Source organism: Enterobacter sp. FB (assembly GCF_000805795.1).
GTDB lineage: Bacteria > Pseudomonadota > Gammaproteobacteria > Enterobacterales > Enterobacteriaceae > Enterobacter > Enterobacter roggenkampii.
The window spans coordinates 110,155-132,307 of the sequence record NZ_JSZC01000002.1; the positions used below are offsets into that span (position 1 = coordinate 110,155).

Genomic DNA, 22,153 nt, shown 5'->3' on the forward strand with positions numbered 1-22,153 from the left:
CAACTAAACAGGTAAATAAAATGTCGATTTTAAATAAAGCCATTCTTACAGGTGGCCTCGTTATGGGCGTTGCTTTCTCTGCTATGGCCCATCCGGAATTAAAAAGCTCTGTGCCACAGGCTGATTCAGCCGTAGCGGCCCCGGAAAAGATTCAGCTTAATTTCTCGGAAAATCTGACCGTGAAATTCTCAGGTGCAAAATTAACGATGACGGGTATGAAAGGCATGTCATCACATTCTCCGATGCCGGTCGCGGCAAAAGTGGCGCCAGGCGCTGACCCTAAATCGATGGTCATTATTCCGCGAGAGCCTTTACCCGCTGGCACTTATCGTGTTGACTGGCGCGCGGTTTCTTCAGATACGCACCCTATTACCGGTAATTACACCTTTACAGTGAAGTAATATTATGAACGACCTGATTATGATTGTTATTCGTTTTCTTCTTTATCTGGATTTGATGGTAATATTTGGATTGCCATTTTTTCAGATATATGGAATAAGCGGTGTCAGACATGAAACCTATAACCTGACTAATTTCAGGTCGTTTATAACCTTTGCTGTTGTTACAGGCATCATTCTTACTGGCATTAATATGCTCCTGGTATCTAATGCCATGAGTGGAGTAACTGACCTCAGAGAATTATCCATCCATGTTATCGAGATGGTGATAGAAGAAACTGATGTGGGTATTAGCTGGATTGTCAGGCTCTGTGCCCTGTTTACCACACTCGGTGCTTTGTTCCTTTACACTAATAAGAGAGTATTGTCCTGCCTGCTGATGACGATGAGTGGGGGCGTGGCGCTGGCTACACTTGCCTGGGGAGGACACGCCGTTATGCATGACGGTCTGCATTACTATCTCCATTTACTGAGCGATCTGACCCATCTCGGCGCTGCAGGTGCCTGGACAGGTGCTCTGGTTGCATTTGCTATCCTGCTGATGCGCAGAAACGAGCATAATGCACAGAGCGTCATTGTGATATCTGACTCCCTGGCAAAATTTGCCACGGCAGGAACGGTGATTGTTGTAGCCCTGATCCTGAGTGCGCTGGTCAACTATCTGTATATTGCTGAGGGTAACTTAACTCCCTTATTCAACAGTTCCTGGGGGAGGATATTGCTTGCCAAGACGGCTCTGTTTGTTCTGATGCTTCTTCTGGCTGCAGCAAACCGGTTTCACCTGGGTCCCCGGCTTGAAGTTATGGTCAGGGAAGGGAATTATGATCGCAGCGTTGCCCTGATGCGAAACAGCATCCTGACAGAATTCGTTGTTGCGATTATCATTCTGGGCGCCGTAGCGTGGCTCGGAATGCTTGCTCCGTCTCAGGTCAGCTAGGGGACATCCAAAGCTCATGCGTGAGATTTTTACTTTCATATCAGCGAGTTGACCATGCAGCGTATTTTAATCGTTGAAGACGAACAAAAAACAGGTCGTTACCTGCAGCAGGGACTGGTTGAGGAAGGCTATCAGGCCGATCTCTTTAATAATGGCCGCGATGGTCTCGGGGCCGCGTCGAAGGGACAGTATGATTTGATAATACTGGACGTGATGCTGCCTTTCCTCGACGGGTGGCAAATCATCAGCGCACTGAGGGAGTCCGGGCACGAAGAACCGGTCCTGTTTTTAACCGCAAAGGACAACGTGCGGGACAAAGTGAAAGGACTGGAGCTTGGCGCAGATGACTACCTGATTAAGCCCTTTGATTTTACGGAGCTGGTTGCACGTGTAAGAACCCTGCTGCGCCGGGCACGCTCGCAGGCCGCAACAGTCTGCACCATCGCCGATATGACCGTTGATATGGTGCGCCGGACCGTGATCCGTTCGGGGAAGAAGATCCATCTCACCGGTAAAGAATACGTTCTGCTTGAGTTGCTGCTGCAACGCACCGGAGAAGTGTTACCCAGGAGTCTTATCTCGTCCCTGGTCTGGAACATGAATTTTGACAGTGATACGAATGTGATTGATGTCGCCGTGAGACGTCTGAGAAGTAAAATTGATGATGACTTTGAGCCAAAACTGATCCATACCGTTCGCGGTGCCGGATATGTCCTGGAGATCAGAGAAGAGTGAGGTTCAAAATTTCCCTGACCACACGCCTGAGCCTGATTTTTTCTGCGGTGATGCTTACGGTATGGTGGTTATCAAGTTTTATCCTGATTAGCACCCTTAATGGCTATTTCGATAATCAGGACCGCGATTTTCTGACAGGTAAACTTCAGCTCACCGAAGAGTTTCTTAAAACAGAGACGTTCCGGAACAAAACGGATATTAAGTCATTATCAGAAAAAATAAACGATGCGATGGTAGGGCACAATGGTTTATTCATTTCTATAAAAAACATGGAAAATGAAAAAATTGTTGAACTCTATGCCAAAAATTCTGTTGTTCCAGCGGTCCTGCTTAATAAGTCGGGTGATATTCTCGACTATATGATCCAGACGGAAGAAAATAACACCGTGTACCGCAGTATCTCGCGGCGGGTTGCCATGACGCCGGAACAGGGTAAAAGCAAACATGTCATCATTACGGTTGCCACGGATACTGGGTATCACACCCTGTTTATGGACAAACTCAGTACCTGGCTGTTCTGGTTCAATATCGGTCTGGTCTTTATTTCTGTTTTTCTGGGCTGGCTGACCACACGTATTGGTCTGAAACCGTTACGGGAAATGACCAGTCTGGCTTCCTCCATGACTGTACACAGCCTGGATCAGCGTCTAAATCCCGATCTGGCTCCGCCGGAAATCTCTGAGACCATGCAGGAGTTCAATAATATGTTTGATCGCCTGGAGGGGGCATTCCGGAAACTGTCAGATTTCTCGTCTGACATCGCGCATGAGCTGCGCACACCAGTCAGTAATCTGATGATGCAGACGCAGTTTGCACTGGCTAAGGAAAGGGATGTTTCGCATTACCGCGAAATTTTATTCGCTAACCTGGAAGAACTGAAAAGGTTGTCACGAATGACCAGTGACATGCTTTTTCTGGCACGTTCAGAGCATGGTCTGCTGCGGCTGGATAAACATGATGTGGATCTGGCAGCCGAACTGAATGAATTACGTGAGTTGTTCGAGCCCCTGGCAGACGAAACAGGAAAGACAATCACGGTTGAAGGAGAGGGCGTTGTTGCCGGAGACAGCGATATGCTCCGACGTGCTTTCAGTAACCTGCTTTCCAATGCAATCAAGTATTCTCCCGATAACACCTGTACAGCGATACACCTTGAGCGTGACAGTGACTGTGTGAACGTGATGATTACGAATACGATGTCCGGCCAGGTTCCCGCTAATCTGGAACGTTTGTTTGACCGGTTCTATCGCGCAGACTCATCAAGGTTCTACAACACGGAAGGCGCGGGGCTGGGATTATCAATTACAAGGTCGATCATTCATGCTCACGGCGGCGAGCTGTCAGCAGAACAGCAGGGGCGGGAAATTGTGTTCAGTGTGCGTCTGTTAATGGATTAATACCGTTATTCAGGAGAAACCCGGAAGGTGACAAAAATGTCATCGTTCAGTCACGCGATAAACAGAGGCGGTTTTTTATAATCAGCCATAAATCAGGACAGCGTGATAATTCAATCGCCCGGTTCCTGGCGTGATGATCAACCAGCCCTGAGATCAAATGCTTTCTCTGTTATAAGCATTGATTGTTCGGGTATGAAAACACCGGAGACCCAACCATGAAAAAGATTCTCGTATCATTTGTTGCCATTATGGCTGTCGCTTCATCCGCCATGGCTGCAGAGACAATGAACATGCATGACCAGGTAAATAATGCACAGGCTCCTGCCCATCAGATGCAGTCATCTGCTGAAAAAAGCGCAGTTCAGGGAGACAGCATGACAATGATGGATATGAGCAGTCACGATCAGGCCGCAATGTCCCATGACATGATGCAAAACGGCAATTCTGCTGCCCATCAGGACATGGCTGAAATGCATAACAAAATGATGAAATCCAAGCCAGCAGCTTCTAACGAAACAGCAAAATCATTTTCCGAAATGAACGAGCATGAGAAAGCCGCTGTTATGCATGAGAAGGCGAATAATGGTCAATCTTCCGTTATTCATCAGCAGCAGGCTGAAAAGCATCGCAGCCAGATCACGCAGAATTAACCCGCAGCTCCACTTGTCAGACCCTCATTTAACGCCGAAGTCACTGGCTTACGCTCCCAATCGGGAGCGTTTTTTTAAACCAAATGAAAGATTATGTCTGTGTATGATTAATCGTAGTCTGCGGCCTGTTATGAACTAAATAAACGACGGACTAAATTTAACATAAGATAGATTGCGCGAACTAAGTATTTAATTTGATTGTTATTTTACACATTCAGTTATATCCATGGTTCATGCCGCGCCGTATCCTGAGACTGACTGAGAATACGTATGATCGTAACCACCGAATGTGATGACACAAAATAGATCATGTGCTGTTCCACCGGCAGCGAGCAGATATCTTCTCCCAGCTCTGCGCGATGCGTGCCGATGTCATGCATGGCCAGCACATCAAACACTGCGGCTATACGCCCGATATACGCATCCGCCTGAACAACCCCGAACTGTCTGAAGCTGTAGTCCCAGATAGCCTCCAGATCTTCTTCTGCTTTTGGTGTCAGCTCAATCTCTTTCATTTGCCATCCTGGCCCTGACATTATTCAGGAATGCATCCTTGTTCCATGGTTTCGCCTCGCCGCTGCTGATGCCTTCGGCCAGCAGATCGCGCAGTTCCTGAAGGCGTGATTCAGCTTGCTTCTCGCGCAGCAGCCGCAGCGCGTCACGCATGACTTCGCTCTGGGTTCGGTAATCACCGGCCTTAACCAGGGAATCGATAAATTCACGCAGCTCATCACCCACGTCCACCGTCATTGTACGGGCCATAACCCCTCCGTTTCATTATGTAAGATTTGTTCTTACATAAGTATATCATTTTAGCATCAGGCTTCCATGGTCAGTGATCGAGACTATGGGCTGCATTTATGAGATCAACAGGGATGCGAAATCAGATAGATATCTAATAGAATGCTGAGTTGTAGCCTTAAGCGAGAACTGGAAATGAAATTAACAGAAAATCGGGTGGATACACTCATCGATACCCTGAACGACCTGATCTGTGATGAGCAAAGTATTACTCGCGAACAGCGAGAAAATTTAATTAAAACGGTTGCCACATTGGGTGGGCTTAAGGAGCGACTACGACTCATTTCTGCGGAGAAAGAAGCCAGACAGATCGCCAAAAACGAGAAGGTAAAGAAACCGCGCGAACCGGACCTGGTGTTTCCCCGTACTGGAAAGCCGTGGCTATCAGAGGACCTCGATGTTATCCATTCCATTATCGACGATATACCTGATGACAGAATTGATGATCACATCCTGTGGCTTTCAAAACAGCAAGGGCGCACTCCCTATGCTGTCGCACTGAAGATTGTTGGTGTAGGTAGAATGGATGATGAGTGGGCGAAAGCCTGGAAACCCGCGGCAAAATCGCTTCGAGAAGATTATGCAAAGCTTCATCCTGCTCCCTCTTCGGATATCAGCCAGGAATAATAGGTTTAGGTTGAGATGTATATGAAGTTATTTTGCAGCAGCATGTTTTATAATTATAAAAAACTGCTCCTGCAAACTATGGTAAAATAATAAACAATTACACTCCTTAATCTAAATATATCAATATTTTTGCCGATATATATAGTAAGTAAGGGAGTGTCATGAACGATTTTCATATTTTAAGTATCTGTATTCAGAATAAGGATGTGGCAGGCGCAATGCGCGTGCTGCGTGATAAATCAGAATTTGCGGTGCGCAAGATTCTGGAGAAACTCAGAGTCAGGATCACAACGCAAACCGGCAGGGCATTCTGGCATTATGTTCAGGGCTGGCTGTTAACCGCGTGTCGCCAGGGGAATATACAGCATGAATCATTCATTACCCGACGTTCTTCCCACTATCCGGAACGCCAGCCAGCTCAGTCCCGCTGCACTCGATATGGTCAAACTTCTCGCACTTCTGGCCATGATTATCGACCACACCAATACGGTGTTTCTGTCGTCAGCCTTGCCGGTGATGTATGCGCTTGGCCGGATGGCCTTCCCCCTGTTCACGCTTATATGGGCGATGAACGTACAGCGCACCCCGGAGCGACTGCAGAAGAGAGCCAATCGTCTGTGGATCTGGGCAGTCATAACGCAGCCGGTGTTCAGCCTGGCCTTCCAGAATCAACAGCCCTGGTGGGCCCTGAACATTCTGTTCGTGTTTGCAGGCGTCACGCAGCTGCTTGCCCTGCAGTACCGGCACGGCCGGAAAGGAATGCTTGCCGGGTATCTGCTCCTGGCCCTTATGATTTGGCCCCTGCAGCCGGCAAGTTACGGACTGGCAGGAATAACGCTGGCCATCAGTATGGCAACGGTTTCTGGCAGCGATACACCCGGAGTGCAGCGGCTGGCAGCCATCACTGCCGTGCTGTCACTGATTTGTTTAAACGGGTTATCGCATCTCCTGGATATGCCCGCAGAAACATTATTACTGGCCACGCTGCCTACTCTGGCATTCCCCCTGGCAGTGGTTTCATTCTGCAGGCAAATATGTCCGGAGGGCCGTAGGCGTTTCATGCCGCGTAATTTCTTTTATTATGCTTACGCCGGCCACCTGGGGATCATTGGTCTGGTACAGACTACTTTTGGCTGACTTAGGATGACGTGATGGCTATCAGTGAGAAAGAGCTTCTTGAGGCAGGTTTCAGTAACCGTGATGTGGATACTTTACTGGAGCGGCTTTCAGCAACCGGTGGCACTATGCAGGGCTTCATTGCAGCACTTTCACGACGCTTCCGGGTATCGGTATGGATCACGGTCGCGCTCGCTCTGATTATGCTGGTCATTCTCATCGCCGGCAGCCGGACACATATCCTGTCTGGCGGCATGAGTTCCCTCGTTGTCCTGACCATTGCCTGGTTGACCTTTCCACCGGCTCTTGGCTGGAAAGCATTCCGCCTGCAGAAGCATGCCCGGGGCAGGTTTCAGCAAAGTGATAGCCCGTAACCACCTGACAGATTATCGGTCGGGCTTAACTGGTTATTGGCGCAGGGCATGTTAAACTTCCCGCAGGGAAAAGGAGAGAAGCATGAACCATGAAAGTGATCTGATGAACCACGGCTTCAGTGAAGAGGACATTGTCCGGCTGCGGGCCAGTTCAGCTAAGACGGGTACGGAGATGGATACCCTGCTGAACGATCTGGCAAACCGTTTTAAGGCCCTGATATGGGTGTTGTCAGTCATGTTACTGATTTTTGTGGCCACACTTTTGGCTGGCTCGAGGATGCATACCATTTCCTTCGGCGTGGCTATTCTTGTTCTTGGCACTCTGTTTACGATTACCATGCCTTTGAAGCTGGCCTATAAATCATGGCATTACCGCCGGAAAAATCTCATTTCCCGGAGTCATCAGAAGTGATCAGATCGAAAACAACCTTAGCCTTTACCCCCCATCCCACAATTTTCATTGTCAGTTTACCCCGGGACATGGTGTCGATTTTCCGGTAAAAATCGGTGCTGATATAGTTAAACAGACGCCATGTCCCAGGTCTGGCCATTAATCCATAGACACTGTAGATATTGCCTGCAAGCGCGATCCCGTTGTATATCCCTAACCCTGTTGATCGTTCAAATCCCATGAATTTAGCGATGTTCATGGCACCATCACCAAACATACCCTGCGTGTCAGGTTCATTCAGGAACTGACGACCAACTTCACGGGTTATCGTGTTGGCCGAGTCGACAATCAGAATAGCCCCGGCAAGAACGCCTACGGGGGTCATTGAGGAAGTCAGCACGAAGCCAAATACGCCCTGCATACCTGCCAGCACCACTTTAATTCCTGAGATGACATAACCGACCATCCGGTCTTCATCCCTGACGTATTTGATCTGGGCATATAGTTTCGCATAACCGGTCTGGAGCTGCCGGCTCTGCTCAAGCAGACTGCTGTTTTCTGCCTGCAGGTTACGCAGGCAGGTCATGCACTCTTCGTCAGACTTTGCCCGCCGGGCACGCTCAAATTCGCCATTAATGACAGATTTAATTTCATCGATGAATTTGAGACGCGTCAATCCATCCCCCAGATGTCGGGCGCCAACAATATTAGCGGTATTGACGAGTTTGCGGGCCTCCAGATTAATCATGGTTTCTGCCCAGAGTCGTGCCTGGCTTTTGTTTCCCGGAAGAATTATATCCATTTTACTCATCCTGATTGAAAATCACCCGTTAAAGCTTATCGCGCTCCCGGATTTAGGCAACCCTGCTTTAAAGGGTAAAATAATAGTCTGATGCTGTCAGTAAACCTTCGCCCATGATGGCCAGCCTGTGTAGTCCAGGGTTCATGGAACATGTATGCCGCGAAGCGGCATGGAGACGCCAGCCGGAGCTGAACCGGGTGATTCTGGTGAGGGGCGTCGTAACCGGCATCAGCCGTTACGGATTGATAGGTTCTGCCAATCCCATCCCTTTCCCTGCAAAGCTATACCCGCTTAAAGCTTTCCGATTGCTAATGTGCGCGGTCGGAGTGAGTCCGTCAAGGCCGATGGCCGCTGACGGGCTGTATCTCCGCGTTAGCGCCGTCAGGCGCTTACGAGCGTGTATGAAGTGATTACCGCGACTTAACTACAGCTACTCTTGATACTAGTTACAACATCCCTCTTAAAGCGAGGGTGTTCCGGCCCTTTGGGCCGGGGCGGCGTCGGTTTAGCAGGGGTCAGGTATGTATGCGGCGCCCGGTTCTGGCGAGAACGGTGCCCGGCGCTTGCGACGGGAGGTACTTTTTATTTCCTTCTGAGCGCGCGGCCGTGAGGCCGCTGCATGCGAAGGCATTTTTCGTTATCCACAGAGTGACTGCAGACAAAGATCTACTCTGGAATGAAATGAACAGAGAGATAAAAACGGTGAAGTAAGACTGTTTTGCGGAATGTCTTTTATTCGTTTCCGGGTTACTTCACTTACTCGTTTGCGGATTTCTGTGTAAAAAAACGAGACAGTGGCCACTGCGGGCCATAACGACACGCAGTACGTCATGGTGACCGGAATGAGAACGGAGTGAAGGTTGAAAAATGAGCAGAGTGGCCGAAAAAATCCAGCACGAAAAGCCCCGGTGAGGGGCCTTTAAACAGGAAGACTGTTGTGTCGTCTGTGGCTAGTCCGGTGGAGAAAGCGCCAGATCCAGCTGGTAAAGATGCTGGATGGCCAGCGCCTTCAGGCGCTCAGATGTGCACCAGTACGCTTCATCAGGCGGCAGGGTGCGATAAATCCATTCAGACATTGCATGGAGTCGTTCATCTGCCGGCAGCTTAATCAGATTGTTGGCACGTTTACGCTCCGCGCCTTTTTTGCGGCGGTAAACGAGTGCCTCCTGACGCTTACGGCCAGACCAGCATTTCCGCGCAGAGTGGGCCTGAACATCATCATGTTCGCTCATCACTCCTTCCCGGATCAGCTGCTCACGCTCGGCGCTCTGACGGAGCTTCTTCTCCTGCTCTTTAAACAGCTTGTCCATATCGACGCCCAGCATCTGGAATCCCACGGGGGTTATATAGACATACGTTGGCAACCAGGTGCGGGATTCACGATCCCAGGCGCGTTCTTCTGCGAGGCCCAGAACGCCAAACCGTACCTGTTCCTCAATAAGCCGTGAAAGGCGTGACACCGTCACCTCCGTTTCAGGAATGACATTGCCTTTTGCGTCCTTTGCACTGAGTTCTTTTGCAAGACGGGAGATACACATGCCGACGGTATGCTTGCCGGCATCACAGAAGCTGATGAGCACTGGCCAGAGCGCATCGAGCAGGCGCTGACGTTCCGGACGGAAGCCATATTTACGTCCCGCCTTACGGCGGCCGGCGACATAGAGAGGGTGACGAGAAACATGCATGCGCAGGCTGACCTGCCCGGTTTCTTTGTCTTTTTTCACCAGGCGATTGTAGGCATGACCGAGCTGTCCGGAGAGCTTTTTATAATGCTCCGGGCGATACCAGGCCGGGTTCTCACATTTGGCTTTTGTGGAATGCTCACCGCGTTTGCGGCGGGTCAATTTTTTGACCGGTGCAATGAGGAAATTACCCTGAGTGCCGGCATCGACATCCTGGCAGAAACAGGTTAGCTCATCTTTCGGTAGATCTGACCAGTGAACAGAAATCTGATTGTCATTCACGGCGGCCTGTTCTTATGGCGGCCGGGTGTTGTGTTATGTGGTGCATGCGTTATAATCCTTCACAGGCCACGCGCCTGCTTTTGGACCCCCTGATATCTGTGTCTTCCGCCAAGATGATGACAGATGTCGGGGGGTTTGTGCATTCAGGCTCCGGGAAATCCCGTTACCTGCTCCTGAACGTTTTACTGGACACGTCCTGTCCCTGTCTGTTTCCGGAAGTCCGCATTTCTTCCGTAAAACCATCTTTTGCCACCCGCCTGCCTCACCACAAAGCAGTCAAACCGTCAGTTTGAGTTAGGACACAAAAGTAATCTGAATCAACAATCTGTCCCACCACAAGACGATCGCTGACGATCCGAATACTACCTTCTCATCAGTAACTTTTCCAGATGTTAGACCAGATAACAATCCATAGTTTTCATGCTAATTGTCCGGATGAGACTGCTAGCAAGCATCGCACGCAGTAAATTCAGGGCGTTGGGTTTGATTTGGTAGGCCAGAGCAAGGAAAATAATTTAGAGGAAGAGCTTTACCTAATAGTTGCAAGTTGACTCTTTCGTATGTTCACTGCACTTAAAAAACCGTATAGCTTTTGCTATACAGAATCCATATGATATGCTTGTAAAGCAATCGCTATACAAGGAGCGCACTCATGAAATCAGATGTTCAGCTCAACCTTAGAGCTAAAGAATCTCAAAGAGCACTTATTGATGCTGCAGCAGAGATTCTCCATAAATCACGCACGGACTTCATCCTGGAAATGGCATGTCAGGCTGCGGAGAATGTGATCCTCGATCGTCGCGTATTTAATTTTAACGATGAGCAGTATGCAGAGTTTATCGATATGCTCGATGCACCGGTTTCGGATGAGGCGGCTATTGATAAACTTCTGGCAAGGAAACCTCAGTGGGACGTGTAACAGCACCAGAACCATTATCCAGCTCCCATCAACTAGCAGAGTTCGTCAGTGGTGAGGCAGTACTTGATGACTGGCTTAAACAGAGGGGATTAAAAAACCAAGCTCTTGGTGCAGCACGAACGTTCGTCGTTTGTAAAAGAGACACTAAACAGGTTGTCGGTTTTTACTCTCTGGCCACCGGCAGCGTTAACCACGTGGAAGCAATGGGAAGCCTCAGGCGCAATATGCCAGATCCAATTCCCGTAATCATACTTGCTCGCCTGGCAGTTGATGTTTCATACCGTGGCCAAGGGCTCGGGGCCGATTTACTGCATGATGCAGTTCTGCGCTGTTACCGTGTAGCTGAGAATATTGGAGTCCGTGCGATTATGGTTCATGCACTGACTGAAGAAGCCAAAAACTTTTATCTTCACCATGGCTTTAAGGCATCACAAACTCAGGAACGGACATTGTTTTTAAAGTTACCACAGTGAGGTTTGAGGAAGAAAGGGGCTTGTTCGATATTTAAGATATTGATTTATAATGATTTTACCATTGAATTTAACATAATCTTTGTTATGCGAACCGGCTTTGTAACTGCAATATTCTGATGTCACTTTTAACCCATTTAGTGATGTCACTTTTTCTGGCATAAAGGATCCAATCCTCAGGCCATGGAGACATCAGGATGCTTGTGACCATGTCAGATAAAGAACTCAGCCGGATCAACGTCATTCAGTCAGTTGTTGATAAACGCATGCGCCGTCGTGATGCTGCTCATCAGCTTGCTCTGACCGAACGTCAGACACAGCGGTTAATGAACCGTTTTCGTGAGTCTGGTGCCGCAGGTCTGGCAAACCTTCGGCGTGGACACCCCGGTAATCACAGGCTTCCTGAGTCACTGAAGCTGCGTGTACTTTCTTTACTTCACGATAACTACAGCGACTTTGGACCAACGCTTGCCGCAGGAAAATTGCGCGAACGCCATAACATCACGGTGTCTGTTGAAACGCTCAGAAAATGGATGACGGCTGAGGACTCTGGGTCCCATACTCACGTCGCAGGCCACGTGTTCATCAACCCAGATACCGGCGTGACTGCCTCGGAGAACTTGTTCAGATCGATGGTTCCCCGCATGACTGGTTTGAAGGACGTGCCCCTAAATGCTGCCTGCTCGTCTTTATTGATGACGCGACTGGTCGCCTGATGCACCTTCGCTTTGGTGAGACTGAATCAGCCTTTGATTACATGATGGCCACCCGCGAGTATCTCGAGCAACACGGCAAGCCCCTTGCGTTCTACAGCGACAAGCACGGCATTTTCAGGGTCAATAATGGTGGTTCAACCACAACCGGTGTTACCCAGTTTGGCCGCGTGCTTTCTGAACTGGGGATCGAACTGATTTGTGCCAATAGTCCGCAGGCTAAAGGCCGCGTAGAGCGAGCAAATCAGACACTTCAGGATCGGCTTATCAAGGATATGTGTCTCGAGGGAATCAGCAGTATTGAAGCAGCCAACGCCTGGCTGGATACCTTCATTGCCGACTTCAATCGTCGCTTCGCAAGACCAGCAAAATACCCCAAAGATCTGCACCGAACCGTGGCTGAAAGCAACGAAGAGCTGGATGATATCTTTGCCTGGCAGGAACTGCGTAAGCTGTCTAAAACGCTGACATTCCGCTATGACAAAATGATATATCTGGTTGAACCTAGTGAAGAAAATACTCGCATCGCTGGCGAAAAAATAACAGTCTTCGACTATCCGGACGGCACGCTGGCATTCAAATACGGTTACCGTTCACTCAAATATCAGGTGTTCGACAAACTGGAATGTGTCGAACAGGGGCAAATCGTTGATAACAAGCGTCTTGGGGCTGTTCTGAAACTCGCTCAGGACAAGATGGACGAACTGGAGCGGGACGGGAAACGGGACCGTAGCAAGAAGATGCCTAAAAGGCGGGCACAGGCCCGGGTGCAGGAACAAGTAAGAGCTATCAATCCGGTGCTGGCAAACCCAGCGGAATTCAGGGCCAGCCTGAAACGTTAGTCCCCTGCTCTTTTTGGGCTTATGTAGCGAATTTAACCACCGCTATGTGATGAAGTGCAAACTTCTGAAAAGACGCCGGTTGGTTTTATGACTGGTAACGAAGCAAACCGGAACCATAGGTACCTGTGCACTCAACACCAATTCGCTTTAATGTCCCAAACGAGGTCATCCATGCCAGCATCTGCCGGTAACCTTGTCGTGTTGTGGAGAAATACTGAGTCCCAAGGACTTTATTGTTCTGATCTACGACAGCGGCAACGTGCAAATCTTTATGTGTATCCACGCCACCCACAACGGCAGCTTCGGTAACTTTATCAACCATGACAGAGCTCCTGTGAGGAAACAGAGTTGAATCTCCAGACAGATAACCCGGACAGGACAGTAACGAGACAAGCCGTCAGGCCCTTCTTGAGTCACGCGCATCGGTGAGGAGATGCCTCGCATGAAGGCGCTTCCGGCAACCGACGGGTCCAGGGCAGGACACAAAAGGTCGATCGCTGTGTGAGTCAGGATGCGGGAAGGTCTTCACTGCATCAGTAATCACACCAATCTGGTTAAACGGCAAACTAAGTGGTGGTAAAGACTGACATCGGCATTATTACTATCGCTGTGGAAGGGGTCGTCTCAGAATTCGGAAAATAAAGCACGCTAAGGCGTAGTCACCCCGTGACTCCCCCGCGCCGATGCAGCGAGCTTCGTTCCGTCTTGCAGTGACGCAATCAGCGGGCAGGAAACGTTCCCTTTCCGCGCATGGCAGGCGCACACCAGTTCAGACAGCACGGCCTCCATGCGTGCCAAGTCGGCCATCTTCTCGCGCACATCCTTGAGCTTGTGCTCGGCCAGGCCGCTGGCTTCCTCGCAATGGGTGCCATCCTCCAGCCGCAGTAGCTCGGCGATTTCGTCCAGGCTAAAGCCCAGCCGCTGGGCCGATTTCACGAACCGCACTCGTGTTACATCCGCCTCGCCATAGCGGCGAATGCTGCCATAGGGCTTGTCTGGCTCCGGCAGCAGGCCCTTGCGCTGGTAGAACCGGATGGTCTCCACATTGACCCCGGCCGCCTTGGCAAAAACGCCAATGGTCAGATTCTCAAAATTAATTTGCATATCGCTTGACTCCGTACATAACTACGGAAGTAAGCTTAAGCTATCCAAACCAAATTTGAAAGGACAAGCGTATGTCTGAACCACAAAAGTCTGAACCACAAAACGGGCGCGGCGCGCTCTTCGCCGGTGGGCTGGCCGCCATTCTTGCGTCGGCCTGCTGCCTGGGGCCGCTGGTTTTGATCGCCTTGGGGTTCAGCGGGGCATGGATCGGCAACCTGACGGTGCTGGAACCCTATCGCCCGATCTTCATCGGCGCAGCGCTGGTCGCGCTGTTTTTCGCCTGGCGGCGCATCTACCGCCCGGCGCAAGCCTGCAAACCGGGTGAGGTCTGCGCGATTCCCCAAGTGCGAGCTACTTACAAGCTCATTTTCTGGATCGTGGCCGCGCTGGTCCTGGTCTCGCTCGGATTTCCCTACGTCATGCCATTTTTCTATTAATCACAGGAGTTCATCATGAAAAAACTGTTTGCCGCCCTCGCCCTCGCTGCCGTTGTTGCCCCCGTGTGGGCCGCCACCCAGACCGTCACGCTGTCCGTGCCTGGCATGACCTGCGCCTCTTGCCCGATCACTGTCAAGCACGCGCTTTCCAAGGTTGAGGGCGTGAGCAAGACCGACGTAAGTTTCGACAAGCGCCAGGCCGTCGTCACCTTCGACGATGCCAAGACCAACGTCCAGAAGTTGACCAAGGCGACCGAGGACGCGGGCTATCCGTCCAGCCTCAAACGCTGATCCGTTAACCGAACTCGGGAGCGACACATGGGACTCATCACGCGCATCGCTGGCAAAACCGGCGCGCTCGGCAGCGTCGTTTCCGCGATGGGCTGCGCCGCCTGTTTTCCTGCCATCGCCAGCTTTGGCGCGGCCATCGGACTGGGCTTCTTGAGCCAGTACGAGGGGCTATTCATTGGCATCCTGCTGCCGATGTTCGCCGGCATCGCGTTACTCGCCAATGCTATCGCTTGGCTCAATCATCGACAGTGGCGACGCACGGCGCTCGGCACGATAGGCCCGATCTTGGTGCTGGCAGCGGTGTTTTTAATGCGGGCTTACGGCTGGCAGAGCGGTGGACTGCTCTATGTCGGCCTGGCCTTGATGGTTGGGGTGTCGGTCTGGGATTTCATCTCGCCAGCACATCGCCGCTGCGGGCCGGACAGCTGTGAATTGCCAGAACAACGTGGCTGACGGCAACAGCCGTAGCCACCACAGAAAAGGAAAAATACATGACCACCCTGAAAATCACCGGGATGACCTGCGACTCGTGCGCGGCTCACGTCAAGGAAGCCTTGGAGAAAGTGCCCGGCGTGCAATCGGCGCTGGTGTCCTATCCGAAGGGCACAGCGCAACTCGCCATTGAGGCGGGCACGTCATCGGATGCGCTGACTACCGCCGTGGCCGGACTGGGCTACGAGGCAACGCTTGCCGATGCGCCACCGACGGACAACCGCGCCGGCCTGCTCGACAAGATGCGCGGCTGGATAGGGGCCGCTGATAAGCCCAGTGGCAACGAACGCCCGTTGCAGGTCGTCGTCATTGGTAGCGGTGGAGCCGCGATGGCGGCAGCACTGAAGGCCGTCGAGCAAGGCGCGCAGGTCACGCTGATTGAGCGCGGCACCATCGGCGGCACCTGCGTCAACGTCGGTTGTGTGCCGTCCAAGATCATGATCCGCGCCGCCCACATCGCCCATCTGCGCCGGGAAAGCCCATTCGACGGCGGCATGCCACCCACACCGCCGACGATCTTGCGCGAGCGGCTGCTGGCCCAGCAGCAGGCCCGTGTCGAAGAACTCCGTCATGCCAAGTACGAAGGCATCCTGGACGGCAATTCAGCCATCACCGTTCTGCACGGTGAAGCGCGTTTCAAGGACGACCAGAGCCTTATCGTTAGTTTGAACGAGGGTGGCGAGCGCGTCGTGATGTTCGACCGCTGCCTGGTCGCCACGGGTGCCAGCCCGGCGGTCCCGCCGATTCCGGGCTTGAAAGAGTCACCCTACTGGACTTCCACCGAGGCCCTGGCGAGCGACACCATTCCCGAACGCCTTGCCGTAATCGGCTCGTCGGTGGTGGCGCTGGAGCTGGCGCAAGCCTTTGCCCGGCTGGGCAGCAAGGTCACGGCCCTGGCGCGCAATACCTTGTTCTTCCGTGAAGACCCGGCCATCGGCGAGGCGGTGACAGCCGCTTTCCGTGCCGAGGGCATCGAGGTGCTGGAGCACACGCAAGCCAGCCAGGTCGCCCATATGGACGGTGAATTCGTGCTGACCACCACGCACGGTGAATTGCGCGCCGACAAGCTGCTGGTCGCCACCGGCCGGACACCGAACACGCGCAGCCTGGCATTGGAAGCGGCGGGGGTAGCCGTCAATGCGCAGGGGGCCATCGTCATCGACAAGGGCATGCGCACCAGTAGCCCGAACATCTACGCGGCCGGCGACTGCACCGACCAGCCGCAGTTCGTCTATGTGGCGGCAGCGGCCGGCACTCGTGCGGCGATCAACATGACTGGCGGCGATGCGGCCCTGGACCTGACCGCAATGCCGGCCGTGGTGTTCACCGACCCGCAGGTCGCCACCGTGGGCTACAGCGAGGCGGAAGCACATCACGACGGGATCGAGACCGACAGTCGCCTGCTAACACTGGATAACGTGCCGCGTGCGCTTGCCAACTTCGACACACGCGGCTTCATCAAGCTGGTCATCGAGGAAGGTAGCGGACGGCTCATCGGCGTGCAAGCGGTGGCCCCGGAAGCGGGTGAACTGATCCAGACGGCGGTGCTCGCCATTCGCAACCGTATGACCGTGCAGGAACTGGCCGACCAATTGTTCCCCTACCTGACCATGGTCGAAGGGCTGAAGCTCGCGGCGCAGACCTTCAGCAAGGACGTGAAGCAGCTTTCGTGCTGCGCCGGATGAGGAAAAGGAGGTGTTCAATGAGCGCCTACACAGTGTCCCGGCTGGCCCTTGATGCCGGGGTGAGCGTGCATATCGTGCGCGACTACCTGCTGCGCGGATTGCTACGGCCGGTCGCGTACACCACGGGCGGCTACGGCTTGTTCGATGACACCGCGTTGCAACGGCTGCGCTTTGTACGGGCTGCCTTCGAAGCGGGTATCGGCCTGGACGCACTGGCGCGGCTGTGCCGGGCGCTGGATGCTGCGGACGGTGACGGTGCGTCTGCGCAGCTTGCCGTGTTGCGGCAACTCGTCGAGCGTCGGCGCGAGGCCCTGGCCAGCCTCGAAATGCAACTGGCCGCCATGCCAACCGAACCGGCACAGCACGCGGAGAGTCTGCCATGAACAGCCCAGAGCACTTGCCGTCTGAGACGCACAAACCGATCACCGGCTACTTGTGGGGCGCGCTGGCCGTGCTCACCTGTCCCTGCCATTTGCCGATTCTCGCCATTGTGCTAGCCGGCACGACGGCCGGCGCGTTCATCGGGGAGCACTGGGGTATTGCAGCCCTCACGCTGACCGGCTTGTTTGTCCTGTCTGTGACGCGGCTGCTGCGGGCCTTCAAGGGAAGATCATGACCGCTTCCCAGCCAGCCGAGAGTGGGCAGCTTTGAGCTTCGCTACCAATCTGGAGGAGTACCACCATGAACGCAAACGCCCCGAACACTGCCAGTTGCACCACCTGCTGCGTATGCTGCAAAGAAATTCCGCTCGATGCCGCCTTCACCCCGGAAGGCGCGGAATACGTCGAACATTTCTGCGGGCTGGATTGCTATGAACGCTTCCAGGCACGCGCCAAGGCCGCGACAGAATCTGACATTGCGCCTGTCCCTGGCGGTTCGCAGCCGTCAGATTGAGGCATACCCTAACTTGATGTCAGGCAGGGCCGCGCCGCTTCGTCAGAATAGAGTCTGCTTTCCCATTTTTTGACACATGCCCGCGAAGGTTATAGATTTCAGCCTGACAGAAATGGGCTTTGAGGCACAACGGAACAGAAAGTGCACTTAAGCCGCCTTCAACCAAGGAGACATCGTGCAGGGGCACCGCATCGGCTACGTCCGGGTCAGCAGCTTTGACCAGAACCCGGAACGCCAGCTGGAACAAACCCAGGTGAGCAAGGTGTTCACCGACAAGGCATCGGGCAAGGACACCCAGCGCCCCCAGCTCGAAGCGCTGCTGAGCTTCGTCCGCGAAGGCGATACAGTGGTGGTGCACAGCATGGATCGGCTGGCCCGCAACCTCGATGACCTGCGTCGCTTGGTACAGAAGCTGACTCAGCGCGGCGTGCGCATCGAGTTCCTGAAGGAGGGCCTGGTGTTCACTGGCGAGGACTCGCCGATGGCCAACCTGATGCTGTCGGTGATGGGGGCCTTCGCTGAGTTCGAGCGCGCCCTGATCCGCGAGCGGCAGCGTGAGGGCATCGCCTTGGCCAAGCAGCGTGGCGCGTACCGGGGCCGCAAGAAAGCCCTGTCCGATGAGCAGGCTGCTACCCTGCGGCAGCGAGCGACGGCCGGCGAGCCCAAGGCGCAGCTTGCCCGCGAGTTCAACATCAGCCGGGAAACCCTCTACCAGTACCTCCGCACGGACGACTGACACATGCCGCGTCGCTTGATCCTCTCGGCCACGGAGCGGGACACCCTGCTTGCGCTGCCGGAAAGCCAGGATGACCTGATCCGCTACTACACCTTCAACGACTCCGACCTGTCGCTGATCCGCCAGCGACGCGGCGACGCCAACCGCCTCGGCTTCGCCGTGCAGCTCTGCCTGCTGCGCTACCCCGGTTACGCGCTGGGAACCGACAGCGAGCTGCCCGAGCCGGTCATCCTGTGGGTGGCGAAGCAAGTCCAGGCCGAGCCGGCGAGCTGGGCAAAGTACGGCGAGCGCGACGTGACCCGTCGCGAGCATGCCCAGGAACTGCGCACCTACCTGCAACTGGCCCCGTTCGGCCTGTCCGACTTCCGCGCCCTGGTGCGCGAGCTAACCGAGCTGGCCCAGCAGACCGACAAAGGCTTGCTGCTGGCCGGTCAGGCCCTGGAGAGCCTACGGCAGAAACGACGCATCCTGCCGGCGCTGAGCGTGATTGACCGGGCCTGCTCGGAAGCCATTGCGCGAGCCAATCGGCGGGTCTACCGCGCCCTGGTCGAACCACTCACGGACTCGCATCGGGCCAAGCTGGACGAGCTGTTGAAGCTCAAGGCCGGCAGCAGCATCACCTGGTTGACCTGGCTGCGCCAGGCACCGCTGAAACCCAACTCTCGGCACATGCTGGAACACATCGAGCGGCTGAAGACATTTCAGTTGGTGGACTTGCCCGAAGGCCTGGGCCGGCACATCCACCAGAACCGCCTGCTCAAGCTGGCCCGCGAGGGTGGGCAGATGACGCCCAAAGACCTCGGTAAGTTCGAGCCGCAGCGCCGCTACGCGACCCTGGCCGCCGTGGTGCTGGAGAGCACCGCGACCGTGATCGATGAGCTGGTCGATCTGCATGACCGCATCCTGGTCAAGCTGTTCAGCGGCGCGAAGCACAAGCATCAGCAGCAGTTCCAGAAGCAGGGCAAGGCGATCAACGACAAGGTGCGCCTGTACTCCAGGATCGGCCAGGCGCTGCTGGAAGCGAAGGAAAGCGGCAGCGACCCCTATGCCGCCATCGAGGCGGTGATTCCCTGGGACGAGTTCACCGAGAGCGTCAGCGAGGCCGAGCTGCTGGCCCGGCCGGAAGGCTTCGACCACCTGCACCTGGTCGGCGAGAACTTCGCCACCCTGCGCCGTTACACGCCGGCCTTGCTGGAGGTGCTGGAACTGCGCGCCGCGCCGGCCGCGCAAGGCGTGCTGGCAGCCGTGCAGACCCTGCGTGAGATGAACGCCGACAACCTGCGCAAGGTGCCGGCCGATGCACCCACGGCCTTCATCAAGCCGCGCTGGAAGCCGCTGGTGATCACCCCGGAAGGCCTCGACCGGAAATTCTACGAAATCTGCGCCCTGTCCGAGCTGAAGAACGCCCTGCGCTCCGGCGACATCTGGGTCAAGGGCTCGCGGCAGTTCCGCGACTTCGACGACTACCTGCTGCCGGCCGAGAAGTTCGCCGCACTCAAGCGCGAGCAGGCCCTGCCCCTGGCGATCAACCCGAACAGCGACCAGTACCTGGAAGAGCGTTTGCAGCTGCTGGACGAGCAGTTGGCCACCGTCACCCGCCTGGCCAAGGACAACGAGCTGCCCGATGCCATCCTCACCGAGTCAGGGCTGAAAATCACCCCGCTGGATGCGGCGGTGCCGGATCGGGCGCAGGCGCTGATCGACCAAACCAGCCAGTTACTGCCGCGCATCAAGATCACCGAACTGCTGATGGACGTGGACGACTGGACGGGCTTCAGCCGCCACTTCACCCACTTGAAGGACGGGGCCGAGGCCAAAGACAGGACGTTGCTGCTGTCCGCAATCCTCGGTGATGCGATCAACCTCGGGCTGACCAAGATGGCCGAGTCGAGCCCCGGCCTGACCTACGCCAAGCTGTCCTGGCTGCAAGCCTGGCACATCCGCGACGAAACCTATTCGGCGGCCTTGGCCGAGCTGGTCAACCACCAGTATCGCCACGCCTTTGCCGCCCACTGGGGCGACGGCACGACCTCATCCTCCGATGGCCAGCGCTTCCGCGCGGGTGGCCGGGGCGAGAGCACCGGGCACGTCAACCCGAAGTACGGTAGCGAGCCGGGACGGCTGTTCTATACCCATATCTCCGACCAGTACGCGCCGTTCAGCACCCGCGTGGTGAATGTCGGCGTCCGCGATTCCACCTATGTGCTCGACGGCCTGCTGTACCACGAGTCCGACCTGCGGATCGAGGAGCACTACACCGACACGGCCGGCTTCACCGATCACGTCTTTGCCCTGATGCACCTGCTAGGCTTCCGCTTCGCGCCGCGCATCCGCGACCTCGGCGAAACCAAGCTGTACGTGCCGCAGGGCGTGCAAGCCTACCCGACGTTGCGCCCGCTGATCGGCGGCACCCTGAACATCAAGCACGTGCGTGCCCACTGGGACGACATCCTGCGCCTGGCCAGCTCGATCAAGCAGGGCACCGTCACCGCCTCGCTGATGCTGCGCAAGCTCGGCAGCTACCCGCGCCAGAACGGACTGGCCGTGGCCCTGCGCGAGCTGGGCCGGATCGAGCGCACGCTGTTCATCCTGGACTGGCTGCAAAGTGTTGAACTGCGCCGCCGCGTGCATGCCGGCCTGAACAAAGGTGAGGCGCGCAACTCGCTGGCCAGGGCGGTGTTCTTCAACCGCCTTGGGGAAATCAGGGATCGGAGCTTCGAGCAGCAGCGCTACCGGGCCAGCGGCCTCAACCTGGTGACGGCGGCTATCGTGCTGTGGAACACGGTGTACCTGGAACGCGCCACCCAGGGGTTGGTCGAGGCCGGCAAGCCGGTGGACGGCGAGCTGCTGCAATTCCTGTCGCCGCTGGGCTGGGAGCACATCAACCTAACCGGCGATTACGTCTGGCGGCAGAGCCGCAGACTGGAAGACGGGAAGTTTCGGCCCTTACGGATGCCCGGAAAACCTTAGCGTACGATTTTTTCCGAATTCTGCGGGCTCCCCGACTATGCTCAATACTCGTGTGCACCAAAGCGAGGTGAGCATGGCGACGGAGGCTCTGTTGCAAAGATTGGCGGCAGTCAGAGGTAGGCTGTCGCTCTGCGCCGATCAGGCGGCTGCTGCGAAATGGTGGTTGAGCATGCCCATGGCCTCCGTCAGCGCCGAGGGCCCAATGCCAAAAGCTCTCTCCACAAGGCGCACCTCGCCCCTGATGCCGGGCTGCAGGCACCAGGGGCGAGCCTGTCCTTTGCGCAGGGCTCGCATGACTTCGAATCCCTTGATCGTGGCATAGGCCGTGGGGATCGATTTGAAACCGCGCACCGGCTTGATCAGTATCTTGAGCTTTCCGTGATCGGCCTCGATCACGTTATTGAGGGC

25 protein-coding genes and 3 pseudogenes are annotated in these 22,153 nt (G+C 54.7%); 21 read left to right on the forward strand and 7 right to left on the reverse strand.

The genetic code is table 11. The annotated features are described in order from the left end of the window. Positions 1-20: 20 nt before the first annotated feature. The 5 genes from pcoC (at position 21) to pcoE (ending at position 4,117) form a co-directional block, all read left to right on the forward strand. Entirely contained in the window at positions 21-401 is a 381-nt protein-coding gene (gene pcoC / locus PI91_RS00645; protein WP_000025662.1) for a copper resistance system metallochaperone PcoC, read from the forward strand. 55 nt (positions 402-456) lie between these two features. Further along, positions 457-1,335, forward strand: a complete 879-nt coding sequence (gene pcoD / locus PI91_RS00650) for a copper resistance inner membrane protein PcoD (protein ID WP_229692861.1) — start codon at positions 457-459, stop codon at positions 1,333-1,335. A gap of 54 nt (positions 1,336-1,389) precedes the next feature. Further along, a complete protein-coding gene (gene pcoR, locus PI91_RS00655) occupies positions 1,390-2,070 on the forward strand; it encodes a copper response regulator transcription factor PcoR (protein ID WP_001188930.1) in 681 nt (226 codons plus the stop codon). Next, positions 2,067-3,467 (forward strand): copper resistance membrane spanning protein PcoS, encoded by a 1,401-nt coding sequence (gene pcoS, locus PI91_RS00660; RefSeq protein WP_032638101.1) that lies wholly within the window; start codon positions 2,067-2,069, stop codon positions 3,465-3,467. The genes pcoR and pcoS overlap by 4 nt, the downstream gene beginning before the upstream one ends. Positions 3,468-3,682: 215 nt before the next feature. Continuing rightward, positions 3,683-4,117 (forward strand): copper resistance system metallochaperone PcoE, encoded by a 435-nt coding sequence (gene pcoE, locus PI91_RS00665; RefSeq protein ID WP_032664823.1) that lies wholly within the window; start codon positions 3,683-3,685, stop codon positions 4,115-4,117. A gap of 218 nt (positions 4,118-4,335) precedes the next feature. On the opposite strand, the gene PI91_RS00670 is transcribed toward pcoE, so the two are convergent. Beyond that, positions 4,336-4,632, reverse strand: coding sequence for a type II toxin-antitoxin system RelE/ParE family toxin (locus PI91_RS00670; protein ID WP_013087107.1), 297 nt, complete (start codon positions 4,630-4,632; stop codon positions 4,336-4,338). After that, a complete protein-coding gene (locus PI91_RS00675; protein WP_013087106.1) occupies positions 4,619-4,879 on the reverse strand; it encodes a type II toxin-antitoxin system ParD family antitoxin in 261 nt (86 codons plus the stop codon). The genes PI91_RS00670 and PI91_RS00675 overlap by 14 nt, the downstream gene beginning before the upstream one ends. A 141-nt stretch (positions 4,880-5,020) precedes the next feature. On the opposite strand from PI91_RS00675, the gene PI91_RS00680 reads away from it, so the two are divergent. From PI91_RS00680 to PI91_RS00695, 4 genes are all read left to right on the forward strand, one after another. Beyond that, entirely contained in the window at positions 5,021-5,545 is a 525-nt protein-coding gene (locus PI91_RS00680; protein WP_013087105.1) for a hypothetical protein, read from the forward strand. A 366-nt stretch (positions 5,546-5,911) separates the two neighbouring features. Continuing rightward, positions 5,912-6,682 (forward strand): TraX family protein, encoded by a 771-nt coding sequence (locus tag PI91_RS00685; RefSeq protein WP_013087103.1) that lies wholly within the window; start codon positions 5,912-5,914, stop codon positions 6,680-6,682. Positions 6,683-6,696: 14 nt separating this feature from the next. Next, positions 6,697-7,035 (forward strand): hypothetical protein, encoded by a 339-nt coding sequence (locus PI91_RS00690; protein ID WP_039265240.1) that lies wholly within the window; start codon positions 6,697-6,699, stop codon positions 7,033-7,035. A gap of 82 nt (positions 7,036-7,117) precedes the next feature. Continuing rightward, complete coding sequence (locus PI91_RS00695) at positions 7,118-7,447, forward strand: hypothetical protein (RefSeq protein ID WP_013087101.1); 330 nt, start codon at positions 7,118-7,120, stop codon at positions 7,445-7,447. On the opposite strand, the gene PI91_RS00700 is transcribed toward PI91_RS00695, so the two are convergent. Next, on the reverse strand, positions 7,422-8,228 hold the full coding sequence (locus PI91_RS00700) for a DUF4225 domain-containing protein (protein WP_013087100.1): 807 nt from the start codon (positions 8,226-8,228) through the stop codon (positions 7,422-7,424). The genes PI91_RS00695 and PI91_RS00700 overlap by 26 nt on opposite strands. 950 nt (positions 8,229-9,178) lie before the next feature. Next, positions 9,179-10,192 (reverse strand): plasmid replication initiator RepA, encoded by a 1,014-nt coding sequence (gene repA, locus PI91_RS00710; RefSeq protein ID WP_039265242.1) that lies wholly within the window; start codon positions 10,190-10,192, stop codon positions 9,179-9,181. 652 nt (positions 10,193-10,844) lie between these two features. On the opposite strand from repA, the gene PI91_RS00720 reads away from it, so the two are divergent. From PI91_RS00720 to PI91_RS00730, 3 genes and pseudogenes are all read left to right on the forward strand, one after another. Beyond that, entirely contained in the window at positions 10,845-11,111 is a 267-nt protein-coding gene (locus PI91_RS00720; protein ID WP_007869691.1) for a DUF1778 domain-containing protein, read from the forward strand. After that, positions 11,099-11,584, forward strand: coding sequence for a GNAT family N-acetyltransferase (locus tag PI91_RS00725; RefSeq protein ID WP_013087269.1), 486 nt, complete (start codon positions 11,099-11,101; stop codon positions 11,582-11,584). The genes PI91_RS00720 and PI91_RS00725 overlap by 13 nt, the downstream gene beginning before the upstream one ends. A gap of 206 nt (positions 11,585-11,790) precedes the next feature. After that, positions 11,791-13,136 (forward strand): annotated as a pseudogene (locus PI91_RS00730) (ISNCY family transposase). Positions 13,137-13,230: 94 nt separating this feature from the next. On the opposite strand, the pseudogene PI91_RS00735 reads toward PI91_RS00730, so the two are convergent. Continuing rightward, a pseudogene (locus tag PI91_RS00735) lies at positions 13,231-13,458 on the reverse strand (transposase); the annotation flags it as partial. Positions 13,459-13,784: 326 nt separating this feature from the next. Further along, the gene (gene merR / locus PI91_RS00740; protein WP_001166628.1) at positions 13,785-14,240 is read right to left on the reverse strand and encodes an Hg(II)-responsive transcriptional regulator; all 456 of its coding nucleotides are present in this window, start codon (positions 14,238-14,240) and stop codon (positions 13,785-13,787) included. 71 nt (positions 14,241-14,311) lie between these two features. Between merR and merT the strand changes: the two genes are divergently transcribed. From merT to PI91_RS00790, 9 genes are all read left to right on the forward strand, one after another. Continuing rightward, the gene (gene merT, locus PI91_RS00745) at positions 14,312-14,677 is read left to right on the forward strand and encodes a mercuric ion transporter MerT (RefSeq protein WP_001294656.1); all 366 of its coding nucleotides are present in this window, start codon (positions 14,312-14,314) and stop codon (positions 14,675-14,677) included. 15 nt (positions 14,678-14,692) lie between these two features. After that, entirely contained in the window at positions 14,693-14,968 is a 276-nt protein-coding gene (merP, locus tag PI91_RS00750) for a mercury resistance system periplasmic binding protein MerP (RefSeq protein ID WP_000732275.1), read from the forward strand. Positions 14,969-14,995: 27 nt separating this feature from the next. After that, entirely contained in the window at positions 14,996-15,421 is a 426-nt protein-coding gene (gene merC / locus PI91_RS00755) for an organomercurial transporter MerC (protein ID WP_000522996.1), read from the forward strand. A 38-nt stretch (positions 15,422-15,459) separates the two neighbouring features. Beyond that, positions 15,460-17,145 (forward strand): mercury(II) reductase, encoded by a 1,686-nt coding sequence (gene merA / locus PI91_RS00760; RefSeq protein ID WP_000209296.1) that lies wholly within the window; start codon positions 15,460-15,462, stop codon positions 17,143-17,145. A gap of 17 nt (positions 17,146-17,162) precedes the next feature. Next, positions 17,163-17,528 carry a mercury resistance co-regulator MerD gene (gene merD, locus PI91_RS00765; RefSeq protein ID WP_001277466.1) on the forward strand — a complete coding sequence of 122 codons (366 nt, stop codon included), beginning with the start codon at positions 17,163-17,165 and terminating at the stop codon, positions 17,526-17,528. Then, entirely contained in the window at positions 17,525-17,761 is a 237-nt protein-coding gene (gene merE, locus PI91_RS00770; protein WP_001087807.1) for a broad-spectrum mercury transporter MerE, read from the forward strand. The genes merD and merE overlap by 4 nt, the downstream gene beginning before the upstream one ends. A gap of 65 nt (positions 17,762-17,826) precedes the next feature. Beyond that, positions 17,827-18,039 carry a DUF3330 domain-containing protein gene (locus tag PI91_RS00780; RefSeq protein ID WP_000993245.1) on the forward strand — a complete coding sequence of 71 codons (213 nt, stop codon included), beginning with the start codon at positions 17,827-17,829 and terminating at the stop codon, positions 18,037-18,039. Positions 18,040-18,214: 175 nt separating this feature from the next. After that, a complete protein-coding gene (locus tag PI91_RS00785; protein WP_001161490.1) occupies positions 18,215-18,775 on the forward strand; it encodes a recombinase family protein in 561 nt (186 codons plus the stop codon). A gap of 3 nt (positions 18,776-18,778) precedes the next feature. Beyond that, complete coding sequence (locus PI91_RS00790) at positions 18,779-21,745, forward strand: Tn3-like element TnAs1 family transposase (RefSeq protein WP_001138014.1); 2,967 nt, start codon at positions 18,779-18,781, stop codon at positions 21,743-21,745. Positions 21,746-21,883: 138 nt separating this feature from the next. Here PI91_RS00790 and PI91_RS00795 read toward each other — a convergent pair. Beyond that, positions 21,884-22,150: pseudogene (locus tag PI91_RS00795) on the reverse strand (DDE-type integrase/transposase/recombinase); the annotation flags it as partial. Positions 22,151-22,153: the final 3 nt, after the last annotated feature.

What these genes read in the sequence shown, in the direction of transcription:
- pcoC (WP_000025662.1), top strand. Translation starts at nt 21, where the DNA reads ATGTCGATTTTAAATAAAGCCATTCTTACAGGTGGCCTCGTTATGGGC.
- pcoD (WP_229692861.1), top strand. Translation starts at nt 457, where the DNA reads ATGGTAATATTTGGATTGCCATTTTTTCAGATATATGGAATAAGCGGT.
- pcoR (WP_001188930.1), top strand. Translation starts at nt 1,390, where the DNA reads ATGCAGCGTATTTTAATCGTTGAAGACGAACAAAAAACAGGTCGTTAC.
- pcoE (WP_032664823.1), top strand. Translation starts at nt 3,683, where the DNA reads ATGAAAAAGATTCTCGTATCATTTGTTGCCATTATGGCTGTCGCTTCA.
- PI91_RS00670 (WP_013087107.1), bottom strand. Translation starts at nt 4,632, where the DNA reads ATGAAAGAGATTGAGCTGACACCAAAAGCAGAAGAAGATCTGGAGGCT.
- PI91_RS00675 (WP_013087106.1), bottom strand. Translation starts at nt 4,879, where the DNA reads ATGGCCCGTACAATGACGGTGGACGTGGGTGATGAGCTGCGTGAATTT.
- PI91_RS00680 (WP_013087105.1), top strand. Translation starts at nt 5,021, where the DNA reads ATGCTGAGTTGTAGCCTTAAGCGAGAACTGGAAATGAAATTAACAGAA.
- PI91_RS00685 (WP_013087103.1), top strand. Translation starts at nt 5,912, where the DNA reads ATGAATCATTCATTACCCGACGTTCTTCCCACTATCCGGAACGCCAGC.
- PI91_RS00690 (WP_039265240.1), top strand. Translation starts at nt 6,697, where the DNA reads ATGGCTATCAGTGAGAAAGAGCTTCTTGAGGCAGGTTTCAGTAACCGT.
- PI91_RS00695 (WP_013087101.1), top strand. Translation starts at nt 7,118, where the DNA reads ATGAACCATGAAAGTGATCTGATGAACCACGGCTTCAGTGAAGAGGAC.
- PI91_RS00700 (WP_013087100.1), bottom strand. Translation starts at nt 8,228, where the DNA reads ATGGATATAATTCTTCCGGGAAACAAAAGCCAGGCACGACTCTGGGCA.
- PI91_RS00720 (WP_007869691.1), top strand. Translation starts at nt 10,845, where the DNA reads ATGAAATCAGATGTTCAGCTCAACCTTAGAGCTAAAGAATCTCAAAGA.
- merR (WP_001166628.1), bottom strand. Translation starts at nt 14,240, where the DNA reads ATGCAAATTAATTTTGAGAATCTGACCATTGGCGTTTTTGCCAAGGCG.
- merT (WP_001294656.1), top strand. Translation starts at nt 14,312, where the DNA reads ATGTCTGAACCACAAAAGTCTGAACCACAAAACGGGCGCGGCGCGCTC.
- merP (WP_000732275.1), top strand. Translation starts at nt 14,693, where the DNA reads ATGAAAAAACTGTTTGCCGCCCTCGCCCTCGCTGCCGTTGTTGCCCCC.
- merC (WP_000522996.1), top strand. Translation starts at nt 14,996, where the DNA reads ATGGGACTCATCACGCGCATCGCTGGCAAAACCGGCGCGCTCGGCAGC.
- merA (WP_000209296.1), top strand. Translation starts at nt 15,460, where the DNA reads ATGACCACCCTGAAAATCACCGGGATGACCTGCGACTCGTGCGCGGCT.
- merD (WP_001277466.1), top strand. Translation starts at nt 17,163, where the DNA reads ATGAGCGCCTACACAGTGTCCCGGCTGGCCCTTGATGCCGGGGTGAGC.
- merE (WP_001087807.1), top strand. Translation starts at nt 17,525, where the DNA reads ATGAACAGCCCAGAGCACTTGCCGTCTGAGACGCACAAACCGATCACC.
- PI91_RS00780 (WP_000993245.1), top strand. Translation starts at nt 17,827, where the DNA reads ATGAACGCAAACGCCCCGAACACTGCCAGTTGCACCACCTGCTGCGTA.
- PI91_RS00790 (WP_001138014.1), top strand. Translation starts at nt 18,779, where the DNA reads ATGCCGCGTCGCTTGATCCTCTCGGCCACGGAGCGGGACACCCTGCTT.